The sequence below is a fragment of the Vibrio sp. NH-7 genome, from assembly GCF_053643215.1.
Map to the genome: position 1 here is coordinate 2047665 of NZ_CM132187.1, position 16530 is coordinate 2064194.

Here is a 16530-nt window from a genome sequence, read left to right on the forward strand (position 1 = left end):
AAAATCACGCCTCCATAAATAGAGGCGTTTTTTATGCGATTAGTTCTTGGCCCAATGGAGGGCGTGTTAGATCATTTGATGCGCGAGATCTTAACCGACATCAATGATTATGATTTGTGCGTAACTGAATTTGTTCGAGTCGTCGATCAGCTGCTGCCCGATCATGTCTTCCATCGTCTTTGCCCAGAGCTACTGCAAGGGTCTCAAACCAAATCGGGTGTGCCTGTTCATGTTCAACTGCTTGGCCAAGATCCGGTTTGGATGGCAGAAAATGCCATAAAAGCAGCCGAATTAGGCGCAAGAGGCGTTGATCTTAACTTTGGCTGCCCAGCCAAGCTTGTGAACAAAAGCAAAGGTGGCGCCGCGCTTCTTCAACACCCAGAACTTATCCACCAGGTCGTCAAAGCCTGCCGAGAAGCGGTGCCGAGCGATATCCCAGTGACGGCGAAAATACGCCTAGGTTGGGAGAATCCAGAAGACTGCTTCGAGATTGTAGACGCAATAGAAAAAGCGGGCGCTAATGAGTTGACCGTTCATGCACGCACCAAAGCAGGCGGCTACAAAGCAAGCGAGATTAAGTGGGAGTACATCGGGCAACTTCGTGAACGTTTTACGATTCCACTGATTGCCAATGGTGAAATTTGGAATTACGAAGATGGTCAAGCCTGTATCGAAACAACGGGTGTGGATTCCCTGATGGTATGCCGCGGCGCGTTCAATGTTCCAAACCTTGGGAATGTGGTAAAACACAATCACGCGGTAATGCCTTGGTCAGAGGTGGTCGAGTTACTGCTTGTCTATTCTCAGTACGAAATGAAAGGCGACAAAGGCCTTTACTACCCGAACCGAGTTAAGCAGTGGTTCTCTTACTTGCGCCAACAATACCCTCAAGCGGCAGAGTTATTTAGAGAAATTCGTACCTTTAACAAAGCGGCGCCAATCGTTGAGCATATCACTCGTTACCGAGACACACTTAACGCCGCTTAGAACACGAGTTTATCCTTGCCCGACGTTTTGGCTTGGTATAGCTTTTCGTCAGCAGCTTTGAACAACGCCTCAAAGTTGCTGGCTTGCGCTTCATCAACAATTTCAACACCACCTGAAACCGTAAAGCCAGGCGCAACAACTTCTTGGGATCGAGAACGGATCGATTGTTGGACTCGCAGTAATGACTTCTTCAGCGCATCTCGGTTGCTACCACTCATGTAAACCACAAATTCTTCACCACCGAAACGAGCCACCGCATCACTCGCGCGAATACTGTAGGTGATCTGGTCTGCCATGTAGCAAATAACGTTGTCTCCAACATCATGACCATAGGTGTCGTTGATTGATTTGAAATCATCAATATCGAAAACCGCGATGGCAACATACTCTCCATGCTGCGCATTAACCAAGAAGTCTTGTAGCCCTCTTCGGTTCAGCAGTCCTGTCATCGCATCTTTGGCAGCAAGATCTTTCAAGTATCCATGCTCAACTCGCGTATTAATCAAAAACAACACGATAACTGAGAACACGTAGATAAAGCCTATCACGAGCAAACTGTATCGATGAGAAGAGACAAAATAGCCAATCTCTTTGATGGGGTCCAAGCGATAAATTAGATGATGGTCACCGCGGACACCCTCAAGATTGAACTTCTCAACACGAGTTGCATTGTCGGGAAAGGAGGCCGTGGTTGCATTTATAATTTCCAGTTTTCCCGGCAACTTGCCTCTCGTGCCCATCAGTTCATCATAAGCAATGTCCAATGACAGCACACCTTGATGCTCACCTAAGGAGTAAACGGGCATGGTTAAACTCATGACTAAGTCGCTGGTTGCGACGATCGGCGCTGGCCCTGAAATAGAAATAACATCTGGGTTTTGCACCGTTGATTGCCAAAAAGGTCGCGCTTTGATCGTATCCAACAGTTCGGCTGTCGCCTGTTTTGCGTAAGTGTCCGGAGAAGACATCAGATAGCCCTCTCGGTCAATGTATTGGACGCCAAGGATCGTTTCATCAATATCGTGCACGAACGACAGTACAGGCGCCAACGAGACCTGACTTGCAACGCGCTGATAGACCTCACTGTCTGAGTTACACAGTTCGGTTGTGCCCACCAGCATATAGTTAATGTCTACTGCGGGCATATCGTGGTTGCGACCGTCGGTAAGCAGCAAGGCATCGATGGGCCACATCTGGCATACACTGTTTTTTATCTGCCGGTTGTGTTCTAGCAAAAAGATATATTGCGATTTGGAGTAGTTGGTAAAACTGTAATCGATAGCCGTAACAAGCTTGGCGGCGCGAGACAAATCATTTTGAATACGACCGTACTCATCACTGATTTCTCGGTTTACCAGATCGACGTAGTTTTTGATGGTTAATGCCAGTACGAGTGCAGACAGAACCAAGGGCATGAGAAAAACAAACTTCAAACTAAAATGCCGCTTCAACTGCATTAACCGCCTCTGATAAATAGAAATGAAAAAGCCTATCAATACTCTAATACGGTAGATAGGCTTAGCTGATGTTTTAACGTGGATTGTGTCACAGATTTTTATCGTAACTTGCTACTTGATTGTCAATTTAATCCTAATTTAACAACAAACTATCATCTGCGAGCTCTTCTCCGCGAACTTTAGAGAACATCTCGAGCAAATCGGGCACTTGCATGTTTTGCCTCTGCTCACCTGCCACATCAAGGACGATTTCTCCTTGATGCAGCATCACAGTCCGATCTCCACAGGCGAGCGCATCCTTCATAGAGTGCGTCACCATCATCACGGTTAAGTTAAACTCACTGACGATTTTCTTGGTTAAGTCGATGATGAAGGCCGCCATTCTTGGATCGAGCGCAGCGGTATGTTCGTCTAATAACAGCAACTTACTGTCAGACAGCGTCGCCATGACCAGACTCACCGCTTGACGTTGCCCGCCAGAAAGTAGCCCTATGCTGTCTCCAAGTCTGTCCTCCAAGCCTAATCCAAGGATGCTAATGCGTTCCTGAAATAGCACTCTTCGTTTGGCTGACAGTGACAAGTTCCAACCCCGTTTTTTACCGCGCATATAAGCCAGCGCCATATTCTCTTCAATAGTGAGATCGCCACAGGTGCCTGCCAAAGGATCTTGGAAAACACGCGCGCACTGCTCGGCTCGCTGATCCACACTTTGCTTTGTCACATCAAGTCCATCGATGATCACTCGGCCACCAATCATCGGCGTTTCGCCAGTTACCGCCCCCAACAAGGTCGATTTTCCCGCACCATTCGAGCCGATCACGGTAAGGAATTGATGCTCAGGCACTTCGAGTGAAACACCTCGAAGCGCTTTGTTTTCCAGAATCGTCCCGGGATTAAAGGTGACTTGAATATCTTCCAACTGAATCATGCCACGCCTCCTGAATTATCTCCGCGCTTAACCGCCTGCGTTTTTGTCGCAGGCGAGTTAGCCTTTTTTGCTTTTAGATTCCCTTTTAACTTCGGCGCAATCAGTGCAATCGCCACCAGCAGTGCTGTCACTAAGTTCAAATCAGATGCTTGGAGACCAAACATTCCCGAGCTCAATGCAAATGCAACGGCCAGTCGGTAAAGAACCGAGCCCACAATAACCGCCACCACGGCAACCCAAATCTTTTTACCTGGAATCAGCGTTTGACCGAGTATGACCGCCGCTAAGCCGACCACAATCGTACCGACCCCAGAAGTCACATCGGCAAAGCTGTTGGTTTGAGCAAACAGAGCACCAGCAAAGCCGACGAAACCGTTAGACAAGGCAAGGCAAAAATAAGTGTAGAAAGCGGTGCTGGCTCCTTGAGCTGAAACCATACGCGCGTTAACACCGGTCGCTCTTAACCCCAAACCAAAATCACTGTTGAGCAACCGCACCACAAACCACGCCGATATCAACACCAACACGCCAACCACTAAAGGCCGAATCAACATTGAATCCCCTAATGTTTCAAATGGCGTCAAGATGGTCTCTTCTCCTAGAAGAGCGATGTTTGGTCGGCCCATGATGCGGATGTTGATTGAAAACGCCGCAATCATGGTCAAAATAGAGGCAAGAAGATGAAGGATTCCACACCGAACGGCGAGAAATGCGGTAACCCAACCGGTTGCAGCACCAGCCACTATCGCCATGCCCGTTGCAACCCAAGGGTTAATGCCTGAGACAATCGCCGTAGCGGCAACAGCGGCCCCCATCGGGAAACTGCCATCAACACTCAAGTCAGGAAAATCAAGAACTCGGAAGGTTAGATAAACACCAAGAGCCACCAATCCGTAGAGCAGCCCTATTTCTAACGCCCCAAAAAACGCAAAAGCAGACATAACAACTCCCTTTTCTGCTCAATAACAAGAGAGCGCGCAAACGCTCTCTTCACTTTGGAGGGTTACTTAACGCTTGTCGCGCGATCTAATACTGAGGTAGGTACCGTTAAGCCAAGTTGTTTGGCGACACCTTGATTGACAACAAGATCGGAGCCTTTGGCCACTTTGACATCGAGTTTACCGGGCTCAGAGCCTTCCAAAATAGCGGCAACATAATCCGCCGTTTGAACGCCGACTTGGTAATAATCGAAACCTAGACCCGCAATCGCTCCTTTTTCAACATACGATGTCGCTCCGCCAAATACTGGCGTTTTCGCTTGGTTAGCCGCAACGATCATGCCTTCAATTGCACTGGCAACGGTGTTATCCGTCGGTGCATAAATAACATCCGATTTTTCGGCAATCGCTTGAGTGGCTGACTGTACATCAGCACTTTTTAGCGCCGTCGCTTCAACAACTTCCAGCCCATGAGCTTTTGCGCTCTCTTTGAGCAGTTTCACTAATGTCACCGCATTTGCCTCACCAGGGTTAAAGACAACCCCAATGGATTTAACGTCAGGGAGCAGTTCTTTAATCAGCTCCACATGTTGAGCGACAGGAGAAAGATCAGACAGGCCTGTAACGTTTTTTCCAGGCTGCTCCATTTGGCTAACGAGCTTTGCCCCTACAGGGTCGGTGACCGCAGTAAAAACAACCGGAATGGAACGCGTCGCCGACACCAAAGCCTGTGCCGTTGGCGTTGCAATGCCAACAAGAACATCAGGTTTTTCACCCACAAATTGACGAGCAATTTGCACGGCAATCGCAGGATTTCCCTGCGCGGTTTTGTAATCAAATTCGAGGTTTTCGCCTTGCTGATAGCCTTTGGCTTTAAGGCCATCAATCAATCCCTGACGTGTTGCATCGAGCGCTGGATGTTCAACAATTTGTGATACCGCAACCTTGGCTGTTTTAGCCATGATACTGGTAGAAGAAAGAAGTGCTGCTCCTGCTAGCATGGCGACGGCCATAATGTTTCCTGCTTTCATCTTAGCTCCTTGAATTCAGCAATAATGATGTGATGTTGTGTACTTTGTCGTTATGATTTTTCTCTAAGTTGCACATTTTCTGTGCAACTTACTCATTATTACCAATAAGTTGTTCGAATGTGAAGCGAGATTTAACAAGTTATCAACAAAACAAGAACTAAGTAGCTTTCCGCATAGAGGCATGGATTAAGATGTTTCTCGGGGTGACGCCTCTTGAACAAAATTCTCCAAGTGAAACGTCATAGCCTTGCTCACGCAAATAGAGCGCTTTATCCAAAACAAGCCACAACTCCAATGCGCGACGAAAGACTTGCTGCACCAAGCTCAAACGCTCCATCTGCCAGTAACGCTCTATTCCTCGCTGCAGATAGTTATCAAAATCAATCGTCGGTAAATCGATCTGTTTGTGCTCTGCCGCCCACAAACAAAACGCGCTGAAACCTGACGAGAGCTGAGACTTTTTAATACTTGGGACCGGAATGTAATCATCCACGTCACATTCGCCTTTGAGTAGCAAGTCAAAACCTAAACGAAAACTCATCTCTTCAAATCGGTGACGCTTAACTCGCAGCCCACCTGTAACCGTCTCTTGAAGGGGAATACGCAATTCAGATTTAGACAAGTGCAAATGTGACGCTTTGCCCGCCTGAGAAAGAGGCTGATAGACGTCACTTTGAACTAGGTGATAGCAACAAGGAGCGATAGTCATGGCAGGCAAACGGCAAGCCGCCCCTTTCTTCATCAGTGAGACGTGGAGATCTCCGCAAGCATGGAGCGCAACCGCATGTTGTGCAGAATTCAACGCTTTGATTGAAGAATCCGCTAGCGCATCACCTTGAACAAATTTCATCGGCAGTTGATGTTTGTCTGCTTCCTGCTGACCTGTCTCACATAACGCTTGTTGGAACTCAAAGCTCGTAACATTTTGCTTGCTCTGACTGGCTAAAATACGCCCTAAGAAACCTTTTCCCGAGCACCACTCCAGCCACTCGGTTCCTTCATGCTTTTGCAGGGCAATTTCACCCATCGCTAATATTTGCTCAAGTTTTCGCCCAGGCACGCCGCTGTCGACTCCCCTCTCTAACTCAAGCCCAGTAAGAGGACTGCGTTCTAGAAAACAGAGCTGCGCGAGCGTCAAAACGTCAGGCAAGTATTGACCGACAATGTCGCTGAGTTGCTCAGGGTGATCTTTATAGTGCTCTATCTGTTGCGTCGAGAGTGAACTTAACCACAGACATAACTCCGGATGGCTTTTCTGCCAAGGAAAGTCGGTTTGCTCACTGTGTAAAAATGGCTCGATACGCCAAAAGTTTTGATGAGCGAGTAGCAGAGAATTGAGTGTTTGAAATTGCTGGTACATGCTTCCCCCTAGTGAATACGTAGTTTAGAGGGAAGCGAATCATTTGAATAGAAGTTAACGAACAGGAAGTTCGATATCTTTAAACATCGCTTCGATGTCTGCGTTAGATTTGAGTGATAACGCCTGTTCAACAACGGGACGAGTAAGATGAGGAGCAAATCGCTCCATAAAGTCATACATGTAAGAACGTAAGAAGGTACCACGGCGGAAACCGATGCTGGTGGTACTCGCACCGAAGATGTGGCTGGCATCGATCGCGACAAGATCGGTATCTTGCTCTTTGTCAATTGCCATGCTCGCGATCACCCCAACGCCAATCCCCATACGAACGTAGGTTTTAATGACGTCGGCATCCGTCGCGGTAAAGACCACTCTTGGGGTTAAGCCATGTTTATTAAATGCAGCATCCAGTTCAGAGCGACCAGTGAAGCCAAACACATAAGTGACTAGCGAATAGGAAGCCAAGTCTTGAATCGTCACTTGGTCTTTTTGCGCCAATGGGTGAGACTTAGGGACAACTATCGAACGGTTCCAGTGATAACAAGGTAACATGATGGCATCTTGGTAAAGGTGGAGCGCTTCGGTCGCAATCGCAAAGTTTGCCGTTCCTTTAGCAATCGCTTCTGACATTTGGCTTGGCGTGCCTTGGTGCATGTGCAGGGATACTTTCGGGTAACGAGCGGTGAACCCTTTAATCACATCAGGTAGAGCATAGCGCGCTTGCGTGTGGGTCGTGGAGATATTCAATGTGCCCATTTCAGGGTGAGTATGCTCGCCTGCTACCGCTTTAATACTCTCAACACGCGCTAAAATCTCTTGTGAAATACGGATAATGTCTTCGCCGGCGCTCGTCACTTGGGTTAGGTGCTTACCACTGCGTTCAAAGATCTGAATACCAAGTTCATCCTCAAGCAAACGAACCTGCTTACTGATACCTGGCTGAGAAGTGTAAAGACTCTCAGCCGTTGCGGACACATTTAAATTGTGGTTTACAACCTCAACAATGTACTTCAACTGTTGTAATTTCATTCCTGAACCGTACTCCCTTATCGACGCACACCATGAACATACAATCATAGTTTATAATATTTAGTTATAACGTCTCTTAAGTGAAATTGATAGCCCTACGACCCGTTGCGTTGCCTAAACTTAGAGCGAAGTAAACTTGTTCGGTCGTTTTGCAACCAATTACTCATTATCAGGGACGAAAAAGCGTTTTTGATTAACGAAACACTAAGCATTGAGTAATAATAGAAAAATGAGTGCAGAGAGTTAGCGGGATCGTGTATCCTTATCTGCTAGCCATCAGAAAACATAAGATACGGAATTTATGAATATTGGTTTAATCATAGCTTTAGTTGCCATCTTACTAGTCTTGGTTCTTGGCTATAACATTATGTTGCAGTATAAGGTCAAAGCGGAAACTGCAAAGAAGCAAGAGAGCTCTCGCTACCTGCAAATTATCGATGCGACAGAAGAGCTTATTGGACACGCTCATCACCTTCCCTACAGTAAAGCTCTGCTTGTGTGCCTTAATAATCGTATTCTTGATGCGCTGCAAAACATGCACGATCTCGACCCGAAAAATAAACAGCTTGCCCAACGTGTAGAAAACGTAAAAAGCCAAATCACCCAGCTTGAAGAAAACCACAATGGCAACGAGAGCACAGCGTTCAAAGTGCCTAGCAATGACAAACAAGCGATCATGATGTTGAAGTTGGTCAAACGCCTGCGTGACACCATTCGAAGCGAGCACAACAAAGGCCGATTCGAAACTCAGGCTTACGTCGAAGAAAACGCTCGCTTAGAAACAATTCAAATCCGTATCAACATTGAAAACGTCATCAAACGCGCCAATGACTCGATTGTACGTGGACAACCAGGCACGGCAGTTCAGCTACTGCGTAAAGGGATTGATGCGCTGAGTACTAAAAACGATAACTACTCCAATCAAGCCAGAGAAAAGCTTCAAGCCATGTACGATGACTTGGAGCAAAGTAGACAAACTCGTAATGCGGAAGAGTTACACCAGATGGAAGAAAAAGAGCGCAAAGATGATATGGACGCACTCTTTGGTGAAAAGAAAAAATGGTAATATAATCACCGTGATTCCGTTTCTAAAGGTCGCTGATGCGGCCTTTTCTATTTGTAATAGTGTGTAATGATTGATCTGAAAAACTACGATTCCCTGCTCGACCCCATCAATGCTTTTCTTCAATGTCCAACCCCCAATGAGTGGGTCAATGAAGCCAAGAAACCAGAGCACCTAAAAACCATCCTTATTGATCACCTTTTATGTGAGCTGAAAGCCGGTCAGTCCGCTATGTATTTAATTCGTAAATACGCCGTAGACAAAGACAGTGCCCACAATTTGTTGGACTGGTTTAAACCATACGAAGACTTTGCGTATCGTAAAACAGGTAACCTGGCGTCGTTAAAAGGTAAGAGCAATATCTCTAAGTCGATCATGGCCAAGTCTCACTCCCCATATAGTCAGGACTTAATCGATAAGATGGTGTTGCTGATTAAAGAGGAGTTACACCACTTTTACCAAGTGCTGGAAATTATGGATGCAAGAGGTATCGCTTACGAACCCGTTCAGGCAAGTCGATATGCAAAAGGGCTGTTGGCGGAAATGGCGACACACGAGCCTCAAACCCTGATTGATAAGCTGATTATTGGCGCTTACATCGAAGCACGCTCATGCGAAAGATTTGCCAAGCTCGCACCGCATATGGATGAAGATATTGCGAAGTTTTATGTCTCTCTGCTTCGCTCAGAGGCGCGCCACTACCAAGATTATTTAACGCTCGCGGAAGAAATCGCAGGAAAAGACATCTCAGAGCGCGTCCAATTTTTTGGCAAGCTAGAAGCTGATTTAATCTCCTCTCCTGATACCGACTTTAAATTTCATAGTGGTGTGCCTTTCTAGCTTTAGCACTTATCACAACTCTAAAATATAAAAAGGCTCACCTAACTAGGTGAGCCTTTTACTCGTAACTGCAAATCTAAAGCTCGAAATTACTCGAAATCTTCAGCGCTTGGTAGTCTATCTAGTAGTTCATAGTATTCGCCAGCTACCGCACCAATATCACCAGCTAAGTATGCTTGGATTAGATTCAGATCTGTCGTCCAAAGCTCCTTATCTTGTGTGGATGCTGCATCATATCCTGCGTATACGTTATCAACTGCAAACATCATTGCATCAGTATAGCCGAAGTAGATTAACTCCATTGCATCGGTGTAGCCCGAGTAAGCGACGTTAACATCATGAGCCTTACCACCAGCAAATGCAATTGTGCCAGCGTTTGAATCATAGATGAGGTCTCCAGACGCTATATTTGCGTTAACAAAGTTGTTAAATGATTGCGAGAAGTTCAACGTACCAGCGGCAATGTCTGCATCAATAGTCGCTTTCATCGCGTTTACCATCGGCGCGTCAAATAGTAAAACTGCATCGTGGTAAGCTTTAACAATACTAGTTCTAAAGCCACCCCATGCGGAATCAATACTATTTGCAACTGCAGTTAGATCCGCTGAATCATAGCTATCTAGGAACACTTTCAGATCATAACCGTCGGATGTCACAAGTTGATTCGCATAAGCGTAAGCCAACTTGTTCGATTTAGTCGCTACAAACGTTTTGCCATCAATCGCAAACTCAACTTTGTCACCCGCAATGATGCCATAACGGTCCTGTTGTTTCGTAAATGTGTCAAATTGTGCTTTACCACGCGACTTCACGGTGTAGTCGTCTGACTGCATTTGGCGCACACCCATATTTAGGATTAGATCACCAATACGCTGACGGCTACGATTCGAGATATCTAAGAAACGCTCAATACCTCTTGGCATTGGAGAAAGAGACTCCATCTGTTCAGTAATGTGTAGATTCACTTGAACACCATTTAGGTTTGAGTAAGCATTCCCCTCTTTATCAATTAGCTTAACTGGGTTATTCAAACCTGTCTTCGCAATGATATTCGCCATGATGTTTTCATACTCAGCCTGAACACCTGGAATATCCATAAGTGATGCAAAGCTTACTTCATCTGTATAGCGGGTTGAGAAGCGTCTTGAAAGGAAGTAACTTGCAAGGGCTTTATCAGGCCAGCTACCTAAAACAGACACGGCATTTGACCAAGGGTAGTCAGGATCGAAACTGCCGATAGAGTTTAGGAATCGACCATTCTTAGTTTCAGCTACCGCAACATAGCCACTTTCTGCATCCTCAATAAACTCTGCAGCGACAGAATCAAAACAGTTCGCATCAATTAAATCGTAGCTTGCAGGAATGTTGAACGAACTATTGTTCAATAGTTGACCAAACGAAATTACTTTCTGATTGCCGCTACTATTTTGAATAACACATTGGTGTTCCGGAGTTGCAAGCACATCTAGGAAGTATGCCGCTGCTTTTTGTGCGCCAAACGCGTAATCACAGAACCAACGGTTAGTTTCATCACCTGGTGTTTTACAATATTGATCATTCGCCGCAAGACTTAACAGGAAGTCTCCAGGCTTGTCGGTAGAACTTGTTAAACCTAAATTGGTGTAGATGCTATCAATACGTTCTAGATCTTCCATCTTATCACGGATAGATGTCATCTCGCGGAATCGACGGACAATGTAGCTAGGGTAATCCGAAGCGAACAAACCATTCGTACTGTATTCCGCTAAGTTTCTGCGATCATAGCTATCGAGATAGTTCTGCCATTCGTAAGATACAATTTCATCTAAGGTTGTACCCTCATCGAAACGGTTACAGTCACTATTTAATGAGACATTGCCATCCGTACAGAAGCCGTAGGACTTACGCTCAATATCATGAACATTGTCTAGGTAGTATAGAACTCCGTATCGAGTCTTAGCATAGTCTTCTACGTCATCACTAAGTGCAGCTGTATCAAAACGACTAAAATCACAGTTATATAGTGACTTGCCAGCTTGATCACCGTCAAGAGCAACAACTTCAGAACAAACCATAAGTGAATCGTTTGTACTGTTATTGCCAAATCGTTGAGAAAAGCTATTTTCATAGGCTTGTAGATCTGCTAGGTACTGCTCATACGCTGCTACTTCATCCGCAGGAGCATCTTCTCCAGGGTCAGCTACCACTGCTGGTGCGGATGTTGGCGAGTCTTGAATGGTCTCAACTTTACGGCCGTAGCCAAACTTGAACGCTGCAATATCGTATAGACCCCAAGTTGGTGTCTCATCTAGCATACTCGGCGCGTAATCCATCGTAGAGCTGTACGCCGGAATATTTTTCAAACCCAGAGCATGTGCTTGCTCTAGCGTGTAGTAGTTTGCTTTGTCATTTGAGCCTTTGAAGTTGTGGCGAAGACCAACGTTATGACCAATTTCATGGACAAGGGTATTGCTGTAAGTTGCAACTGTGATAGCGTCTGCCGCTATTTGTTGCAGATCCTTAGGTAGGTACTTCCAACGCTTAAGCTCGCGTGAAACTTCTACACCGTCTTCGTCTTTGTTAATCTTGAAATAACGGTCATCATCAAGTTCAAGGTTGTCAAGCATTGCCTTGTTTGTTGAAGAGACCCATGACGCTTCAATCGGATAAGCATTGTTTTCAGCCCAAAAAGATAGGCGGTTTTCCTCAGCTTTTACAACATCTTCAAAGTCCATGTCATCACTGAAGTTAGTAGTCAGGATTGTAGGCGCTTGGATTGGCGCTTTGTCACCCAGAACATCTTGCTTAGTTAGATTAGGAGCAAACGACGAGCTATTAATTGATTCTAACTTAGAAACAGCCGCCATCGTCGATAACTGTTCTACACGTGTAGACACTTCAGACTTAGTACCAGAGGGTTTTGTCGATAGTGGATCTAATCCATCCAAATCAAGCTGGTTACGGTTGTAAAAACGAGCGAGATTGTCCCAATAGTACGGAACACCTGTACGCGCTACGCCTGCGTATTGGTTTACATGAGCTTTTATGATTTCGCCCGTCATAGGGTTACCCACAGAAGGGCCGTAACCAAGTAGTCCATTTGCCAAAGGCTCGTCAACTAGATTGATTATGTTGTAACGTAAGTCACCCGGGTGAACTCCCGCCCCTTCAGTTTTATTGACAATCTCAATAGGTGGCTTGCCAGAATCATTACCAAACAATTGTAACGCTTGATTCATCTTATTCACGGTCTCAATAGTCGCGTCTAAGAAAATTTTGTTCTTTGGTTCAAAGAAATTATCTGTTAGATAGTACTTTATGCTTTCGTTCGGATTGAAACGGTTTAAATACACTACATCACGATCATATTTGTTCGTAATCGGATTTAATTTCTTTGTTGATGTCGTGAAGAAGCCAATATCGTTTTCATCACCCACTGGATACATCACAGGTTGGTAGTCTTCCGACGCGACAACACTCTCATGAACAAGTGAGTAGTAAAAGCGCGACTTAAATGCACCATCAACCAGTGCTTCTTCCAATCCAGCTTTAGTCGCGAAATTGATATAGTCAGAAATGTTATCTAGATCAACTCGGAAAGTGCGTTCCAATTCAAAGTTAAGTACACCATTTTTTGGATCAAATTCCCAAGAGACAAGCGTTGGTGTACCTTGCTCGGTAATTCCATCCGTCAGCCCAAAGAGGTCTTCGTAGTTGAACTCAGATACGATGAGATCTTCAGGAGTAGGAGTAAAATGGGTCTTCTTACGAAAATCTAGGCTAGCATCGTTGTTGATTTCTTCTTTGTTTGTACAGTCATCGTAAGCGTCTTCACTACAACGATATGCAGCGAAATCACCCGGAATCTCAAGTACTTGAGCAAAGTTAACTAAGTCATCACTACCAACTAGATTATCTTGTTCAACACAGTAATTATTTTCATCTTTGGGTAATGAAGAGCCAGGGTAATTCTTGTCGAACGCGCGTACTTCCAAACCTGTTTCAGTGAAACATAGCTCCACATAGCGTCCCATACCTTGTAAGAACGGAAACTGGTTGAGTGCAAATCGCGGTGCAGCACCAGTAGTTGGTACATAGAACCAACGCCCATCTTTAAGGTCTTTAACCTGAATTTCTTTAGAGTCACGCTCAACGTAATCGTACGACTGATCGTCCGCGCCACAGCCCGCTAATATTGCGGTTACGGCAGACGCCAGTGCTAATCTTTTTAATGCCATAATATGTCCTTATTTTTTATTTCTAGAAGGAGAAAGTAACGGTTGCTCGATAAGACGCGTTGTCTTGATCGAATAAATCGATGTTGCCTAATGTGCCTCTTTCCGCATCTTGGTAAACACCCGATGTCGATGCCGATAAAGAAGCTGACCAATTATCTGTAAAGCGGTAACTTCCAAATAATGATCCGCCATAGGTCCAACTCGTTCTCCTTGTTCCTTGATAGCTGATGGTATTTCCACCTAGGGCTGAAATACCGAGCGTCAATGATTCCCAAGATTTACTTACACTCGATGAAACAGAGTAAGTCCACTCGGTTAATGAGCGACCGCCTGCCGTTTTATATTTGTGAAAGTTTTTTCTAAGCCTTGGAGAAATAGAGATGTTTACTCCCCAAGGTTTCATAGAAACAGGTATTGCGAGACGGAAAGCAGTTTGCAATTCGTCTTTACGCGAAGCTTCAGAGGTAGGGATAGTAAATTGCCCATTCGCTCCTATTTTTCCTGTTTCTCCAAATTCATATAAACTCGAATAACTTGCACCGATAACTGAATCTGTCGCAAAATCTCCAGTTTCATTTTCGTATGCTCGATATCCACCAGAGGACATAAAAGCGCTAATGTTATCTGAGAATGTATAATTTAAACTTCCGCTCCAAGAAAGACTTCTCACAGAGCGGTAATCATCTGGATGATATATATTTGTGTCATAAGAAAGGGACAAACTTCCTCCGAAATCTGACCAAACAGATTTCTCCTCTTGCTGTTCACTATTTTCTTCAGCAAAACAAGCTGATGATAATAATACTGAGACAGCGAGAGCTATTGTCCTTTGCCGACACTTGATTGTGTTCTGCATATGTTAACTTCCATGAATATTAACTCTCATTAAAAAATCCGACGCTCAAAATACATCATTTTATTTTGATTGCAGGAATCCATCAGAGCTCTTTTTAGCTCTGACATTTATTAACAAGCAAAAATATTAAACGTTATATTATTATATTAGCCACGCTTACGTTGGCTTGGGTGCGTAATTGGAATCGCTGACAATAATGTCTTGGTATAATCATTTTCTGGTGAGTTATATATTTCTTGTGCACGGCCATATTCAACGACTTTACCAAAATACATAACAGCGACTTCATCTGAAACTTGCCTAACAACCGAAAGGTCATGAGAAATAAAGATCATCGCTAGGTTCATTTCTTTTTGAAGAGACAATAATAAATTGATTATTTGTGCCTGAACTGACACATCAAGTGCAGATACAGACTCATCACAGATCAATAATTTAGGCTTAAGTGCTATCGCTCTTGCGATACCAATACGTTGCCTTTGTCCACCAGAAAACTCGTGAGGGTAACGATTTACGGCTTCTCTCGGTAGCCCCACTTTATCCAATAGTTCCAATACCCATTGTTTTCTTTCTACCGCCGTACCCATATTGTGGATAACGTACGGCTCTTCCAAAATCATGCCAATCGTATGCCTCTGGTTAAGAGACTCCATTGGGTCTTGAAAGACGATTTGCATCTCTTTACGTAGTGGGCGCATATCTTTTGCAGATAAACGCGTAATGTCCCTCCCTTCGAAATAAATTTTTCCCTCGGTTGGCTCAAACAGCTTTAAAATGGTGCGCCCTAAGGTACTTTTTCCGCAGCCTGACTCACCAACCAACCCCAGTGTTTTTCCTCGGTCAATTGAGAAAGAAACACCATCGACGGCCTTGATCGTATACCCCTTTGAAAAAAGTCGCTTTCCTGAGATAAAGTGCTGCTTTAAGTTCTCGATTCTTAATACTTCTTGCATCACTCCCCCTAGTTACTCTGGAAAATACTTGGATCAATTGGCTGTATATCGATCATTTGTTTTGGTTGATGATCTAAACTCGGCATCAACCCCAACAATCTTTTGGTATATGGATGTTGTGGCCTATCAAAAAGGTCAAACACATCCGCTTTTTCGACAATGCGGCCACCATACATCACGGCCACATCGTCACAAATCTCTGCTACAACCCCTAAGTCATGGGTGATAAAAACCATCGCCATGCCCGTTTCTTGCTGAAGCTCTTGCATCAACTCTAGAATTGATGCCTGAACCGTCACGTCAAGCGCTGTTGTCGGCTCATCACAAATCAGAACATCAGGTTTACATGCAAGTGCCATTGCGATCATAACGCGCTGACGCATTCCGCCAGACAGGTTATGTGGATACTCATCGACCCGCTTTTCGGGCATTGGGATTTTAACTTTCTCCAACATTTCAATCGCATAAGCATAGCGCTGTGCTTTTTCCAGTTCCGGTCTATGCAGCTCCAAGACTTCCATGATCTGTTTGCCTATGGTGTGCACAGGATTCAGCGCCGTCATTGGATCTTGAAATATGATGGAAATGGCGTCACCACGCATTTCGTACATACGTTTTGTTGGAAGCTGTAAAAGGTCTGTGCCTTTATAGAGAATTCGTCCACCAACTACTTGACCATAAGGTTTTGGCAACAGCCCCATGATCGACATAGAAGTCACACTTTTCCCACAACCAGACTCGCCCACTAGCCCCAGCGTACGACCTTTCTGAACATCGAAACTAACACCGTGCAGAACTTTTACCTTCCCGTCATCGGTCTGGAATTCAACTTCTAAGTCTTCTACTGTTAACACCGTTTCGCGATTCATCT

At 44.9% G+C, this 16530-nt stretch carries 13 protein-coding genes; 3 read left to right on the forward strand and 10 right to left on the reverse strand.

Annotated elements, in window-relative coordinates; all coding sequences use genetic code 11:
• The first annotated feature begins 33 nt into the window (after nt 1-33).
• Nucleotides 34-987, forward strand: a complete 954-nt coding sequence (gene dusC / locus ACUALS_RS09385; protein ID WP_454448245.1) for a tRNA dihydrouridine(16) synthase DusC — start codon at nt 34-36, stop codon at nt 985-987.
• Here the strand turns inward: dusC and ACUALS_RS09390 are convergent.
• The 6 genes from ACUALS_RS09390 to cysB form a co-directional block, all read right to left on the reverse strand.
• Complete coding sequence (locus ACUALS_RS09390; protein ID WP_454448246.1) at nt 984-2444, reverse strand: diguanylate cyclase; 1461 nt, start codon at nt 2442-2444, stop codon at nt 984-986. The two genes, dusC and ACUALS_RS09390, sit on opposite strands and share 4 nt — an antisense overlap.
• Before the next feature lie 133 nt (nt 2445-2577).
• Nucleotides 2578-3372, reverse strand: a complete 795-nt coding sequence (locus ACUALS_RS09395) for an ABC transporter ATP-binding protein (RefSeq protein WP_454448247.1) — start codon at nt 3370-3372, stop codon at nt 2578-2580.
• Nucleotides 3369-4313 (reverse strand): ABC transporter permease, encoded by a 945-nt coding sequence (locus tag ACUALS_RS09400; protein WP_331400495.1) that lies wholly within the window; start codon nt 4311-4313, stop codon nt 3369-3371. Before ACUALS_RS09400 ends, ACUALS_RS09395 begins: the two co-directional genes overlap by 4 nt.
• A 62-nt stretch (nt 4314-4375) precedes the next feature.
• The gene (locus ACUALS_RS09405) at nt 4376-5341 is read right to left on the reverse strand and encodes an ABC transporter substrate-binding protein (RefSeq protein ID WP_454448248.1); all 966 of its coding nucleotides are present in this window, start codon (nt 5339-5341) and stop codon (nt 4376-4378) included.
• Between the two features lie 157 nt (nt 5342-5498).
• Entirely contained in the window at nt 5499-6701 is a 1203-nt protein-coding gene (locus ACUALS_RS09410; protein ID WP_454448249.1) for a methyltransferase, read from the reverse strand.
• 54 nt (nt 6702-6755) lie between these two features.
• Nucleotides 6756-7730 (reverse strand): HTH-type transcriptional regulator CysB, encoded by a 975-nt coding sequence (gene cysB, locus ACUALS_RS09415; RefSeq protein ID WP_005474854.1) that lies wholly within the window; start codon nt 7728-7730, stop codon nt 6756-6758.
• A 301-nt stretch (nt 7731-8031) separates the two neighbouring features.
• On the opposite strand from cysB, the gene ACUALS_RS09420 reads away from it, so the two are divergent.
• Complete coding sequence (locus ACUALS_RS09420) at nt 8032-8796, forward strand: hypothetical protein (protein ID WP_005474873.1); 765 nt, start codon at nt 8032-8034, stop codon at nt 8794-8796.
• 66 nt (nt 8797-8862) lie between these two features.
• Nucleotides 8863-9633: a tRNA isopentenyl-2-thiomethyl-A-37 hydroxylase MiaE gene (gene miaE, locus ACUALS_RS09425; RefSeq protein ID WP_454448250.1), complete on the forward strand. Its 771-nt coding sequence runs from the start codon at nt 8863-8865 to the stop codon at nt 9631-9633.
• Between the two features lie 89 nt (nt 9634-9722).
• Here miaE and ACUALS_RS09430 read toward each other — a convergent pair whose 3' ends face one another.
• The 4 genes from ACUALS_RS09430 to ACUALS_RS09445 form a co-directional block, all read right to left on the reverse strand.
• Complete coding sequence (locus tag ACUALS_RS09430) at nt 9723-13850, reverse strand: zinc-dependent metalloprotease (RefSeq protein WP_454448251.1); 4128 nt, start codon at nt 13848-13850, stop codon at nt 9723-9725.
• A 22-nt stretch (nt 13851-13872) separates the two neighbouring features.
• Nucleotides 13873-14706: a hypothetical protein gene (locus ACUALS_RS09435; protein ID WP_454448252.1), complete on the reverse strand. Its 834-nt coding sequence runs from the start codon at nt 14704-14706 to the stop codon at nt 13873-13875.
• Between the two features lie 146 nt (nt 14707-14852).
• A complete protein-coding gene (locus tag ACUALS_RS09440) occupies nt 14853-15659 on the reverse strand; it encodes an ABC transporter ATP-binding protein (protein ID WP_081981358.1) in 807 nt (268 codons plus the stop codon).
• A gap of 8 nt (nt 15660-15667) precedes the next feature.
• Nucleotides 15668-16528, reverse strand: a complete 861-nt coding sequence (locus ACUALS_RS09445) for an ABC transporter ATP-binding protein (protein WP_005474871.1) — start codon at nt 16526-16528, stop codon at nt 15668-15670.
• Between the last annotated feature and the right edge of the window lie 2 nt (nt 16529-16530).

Coding starts and splice junctions, on each gene's coding strand:
- dusC (WP_454448245.1), top strand. CDS start 34: ATGCGATTAGTTCTTGGCCCAATGGAGGGCGTGTTAGATCATTTGATG.
- ACUALS_RS09390 (WP_454448246.1), bottom strand. CDS start 2,444: ATGCAGTTGAAGCGGCATTTTAGTTTGAAGTTTGTTTTTCTCATGCCC.
- ACUALS_RS09395 (WP_454448247.1), bottom strand. CDS start 3,372: ATGATTCAGTTGGAAGATATTCAAGTCACCTTTAATCCCGGGACGATT.
- ACUALS_RS09400 (WP_331400495.1), bottom strand. CDS start 4,313: ATGTCTGCTTTTGCGTTTTTTGGGGCGTTAGAAATAGGGCTGCTCTAC.
- ACUALS_RS09405 (WP_454448248.1), bottom strand. CDS start 5,341: ATGAAAGCAGGAAACATTATGGCCGTCGCCATGCTAGCAGGAGCAGCA.
- ACUALS_RS09410 (WP_454448249.1), bottom strand. CDS start 6,701: ATGTACCAGCAATTTCAAACACTCAATTCTCTGCTACTCGCTCATCAA.
- cysB (WP_005474854.1), bottom strand. CDS start 7,730: ATGAAATTACAACAGTTGAAGTACATTGTTGAGGTTGTAAACCACAAT.
- ACUALS_RS09420 (WP_005474873.1), top strand. CDS start 8,032: ATGAATATTGGTTTAATCATAGCTTTAGTTGCCATCTTACTAGTCTTG.
- miaE (WP_454448250.1), top strand. CDS start 8,863: ATGATTGATCTGAAAAACTACGATTCCCTGCTCGACCCCATCAATGCT.
- ACUALS_RS09430 (WP_454448251.1), bottom strand. CDS start 13,850: ATGGCATTAAAAAGATTAGCACTGGCGTCTGCCGTAACCGCAATATTA.
- ACUALS_RS09435 (WP_454448252.1), bottom strand. CDS start 14,706: ATGCAGAACACAATCAAGTGTCGGCAAAGGACAATAGCTCTCGCTGTC.
- ACUALS_RS09440 (WP_081981358.1), bottom strand. CDS start 15,659: ATGCAAGAAGTATTAAGAATCGAGAACTTAAAGCAGCACTTTATCTCA.
- ACUALS_RS09445 (WP_005474871.1), bottom strand. CDS start 16,528: ATGAATCGCGAAACGGTGTTAACAGTAGAAGACTTAGAAGTTGAATTC.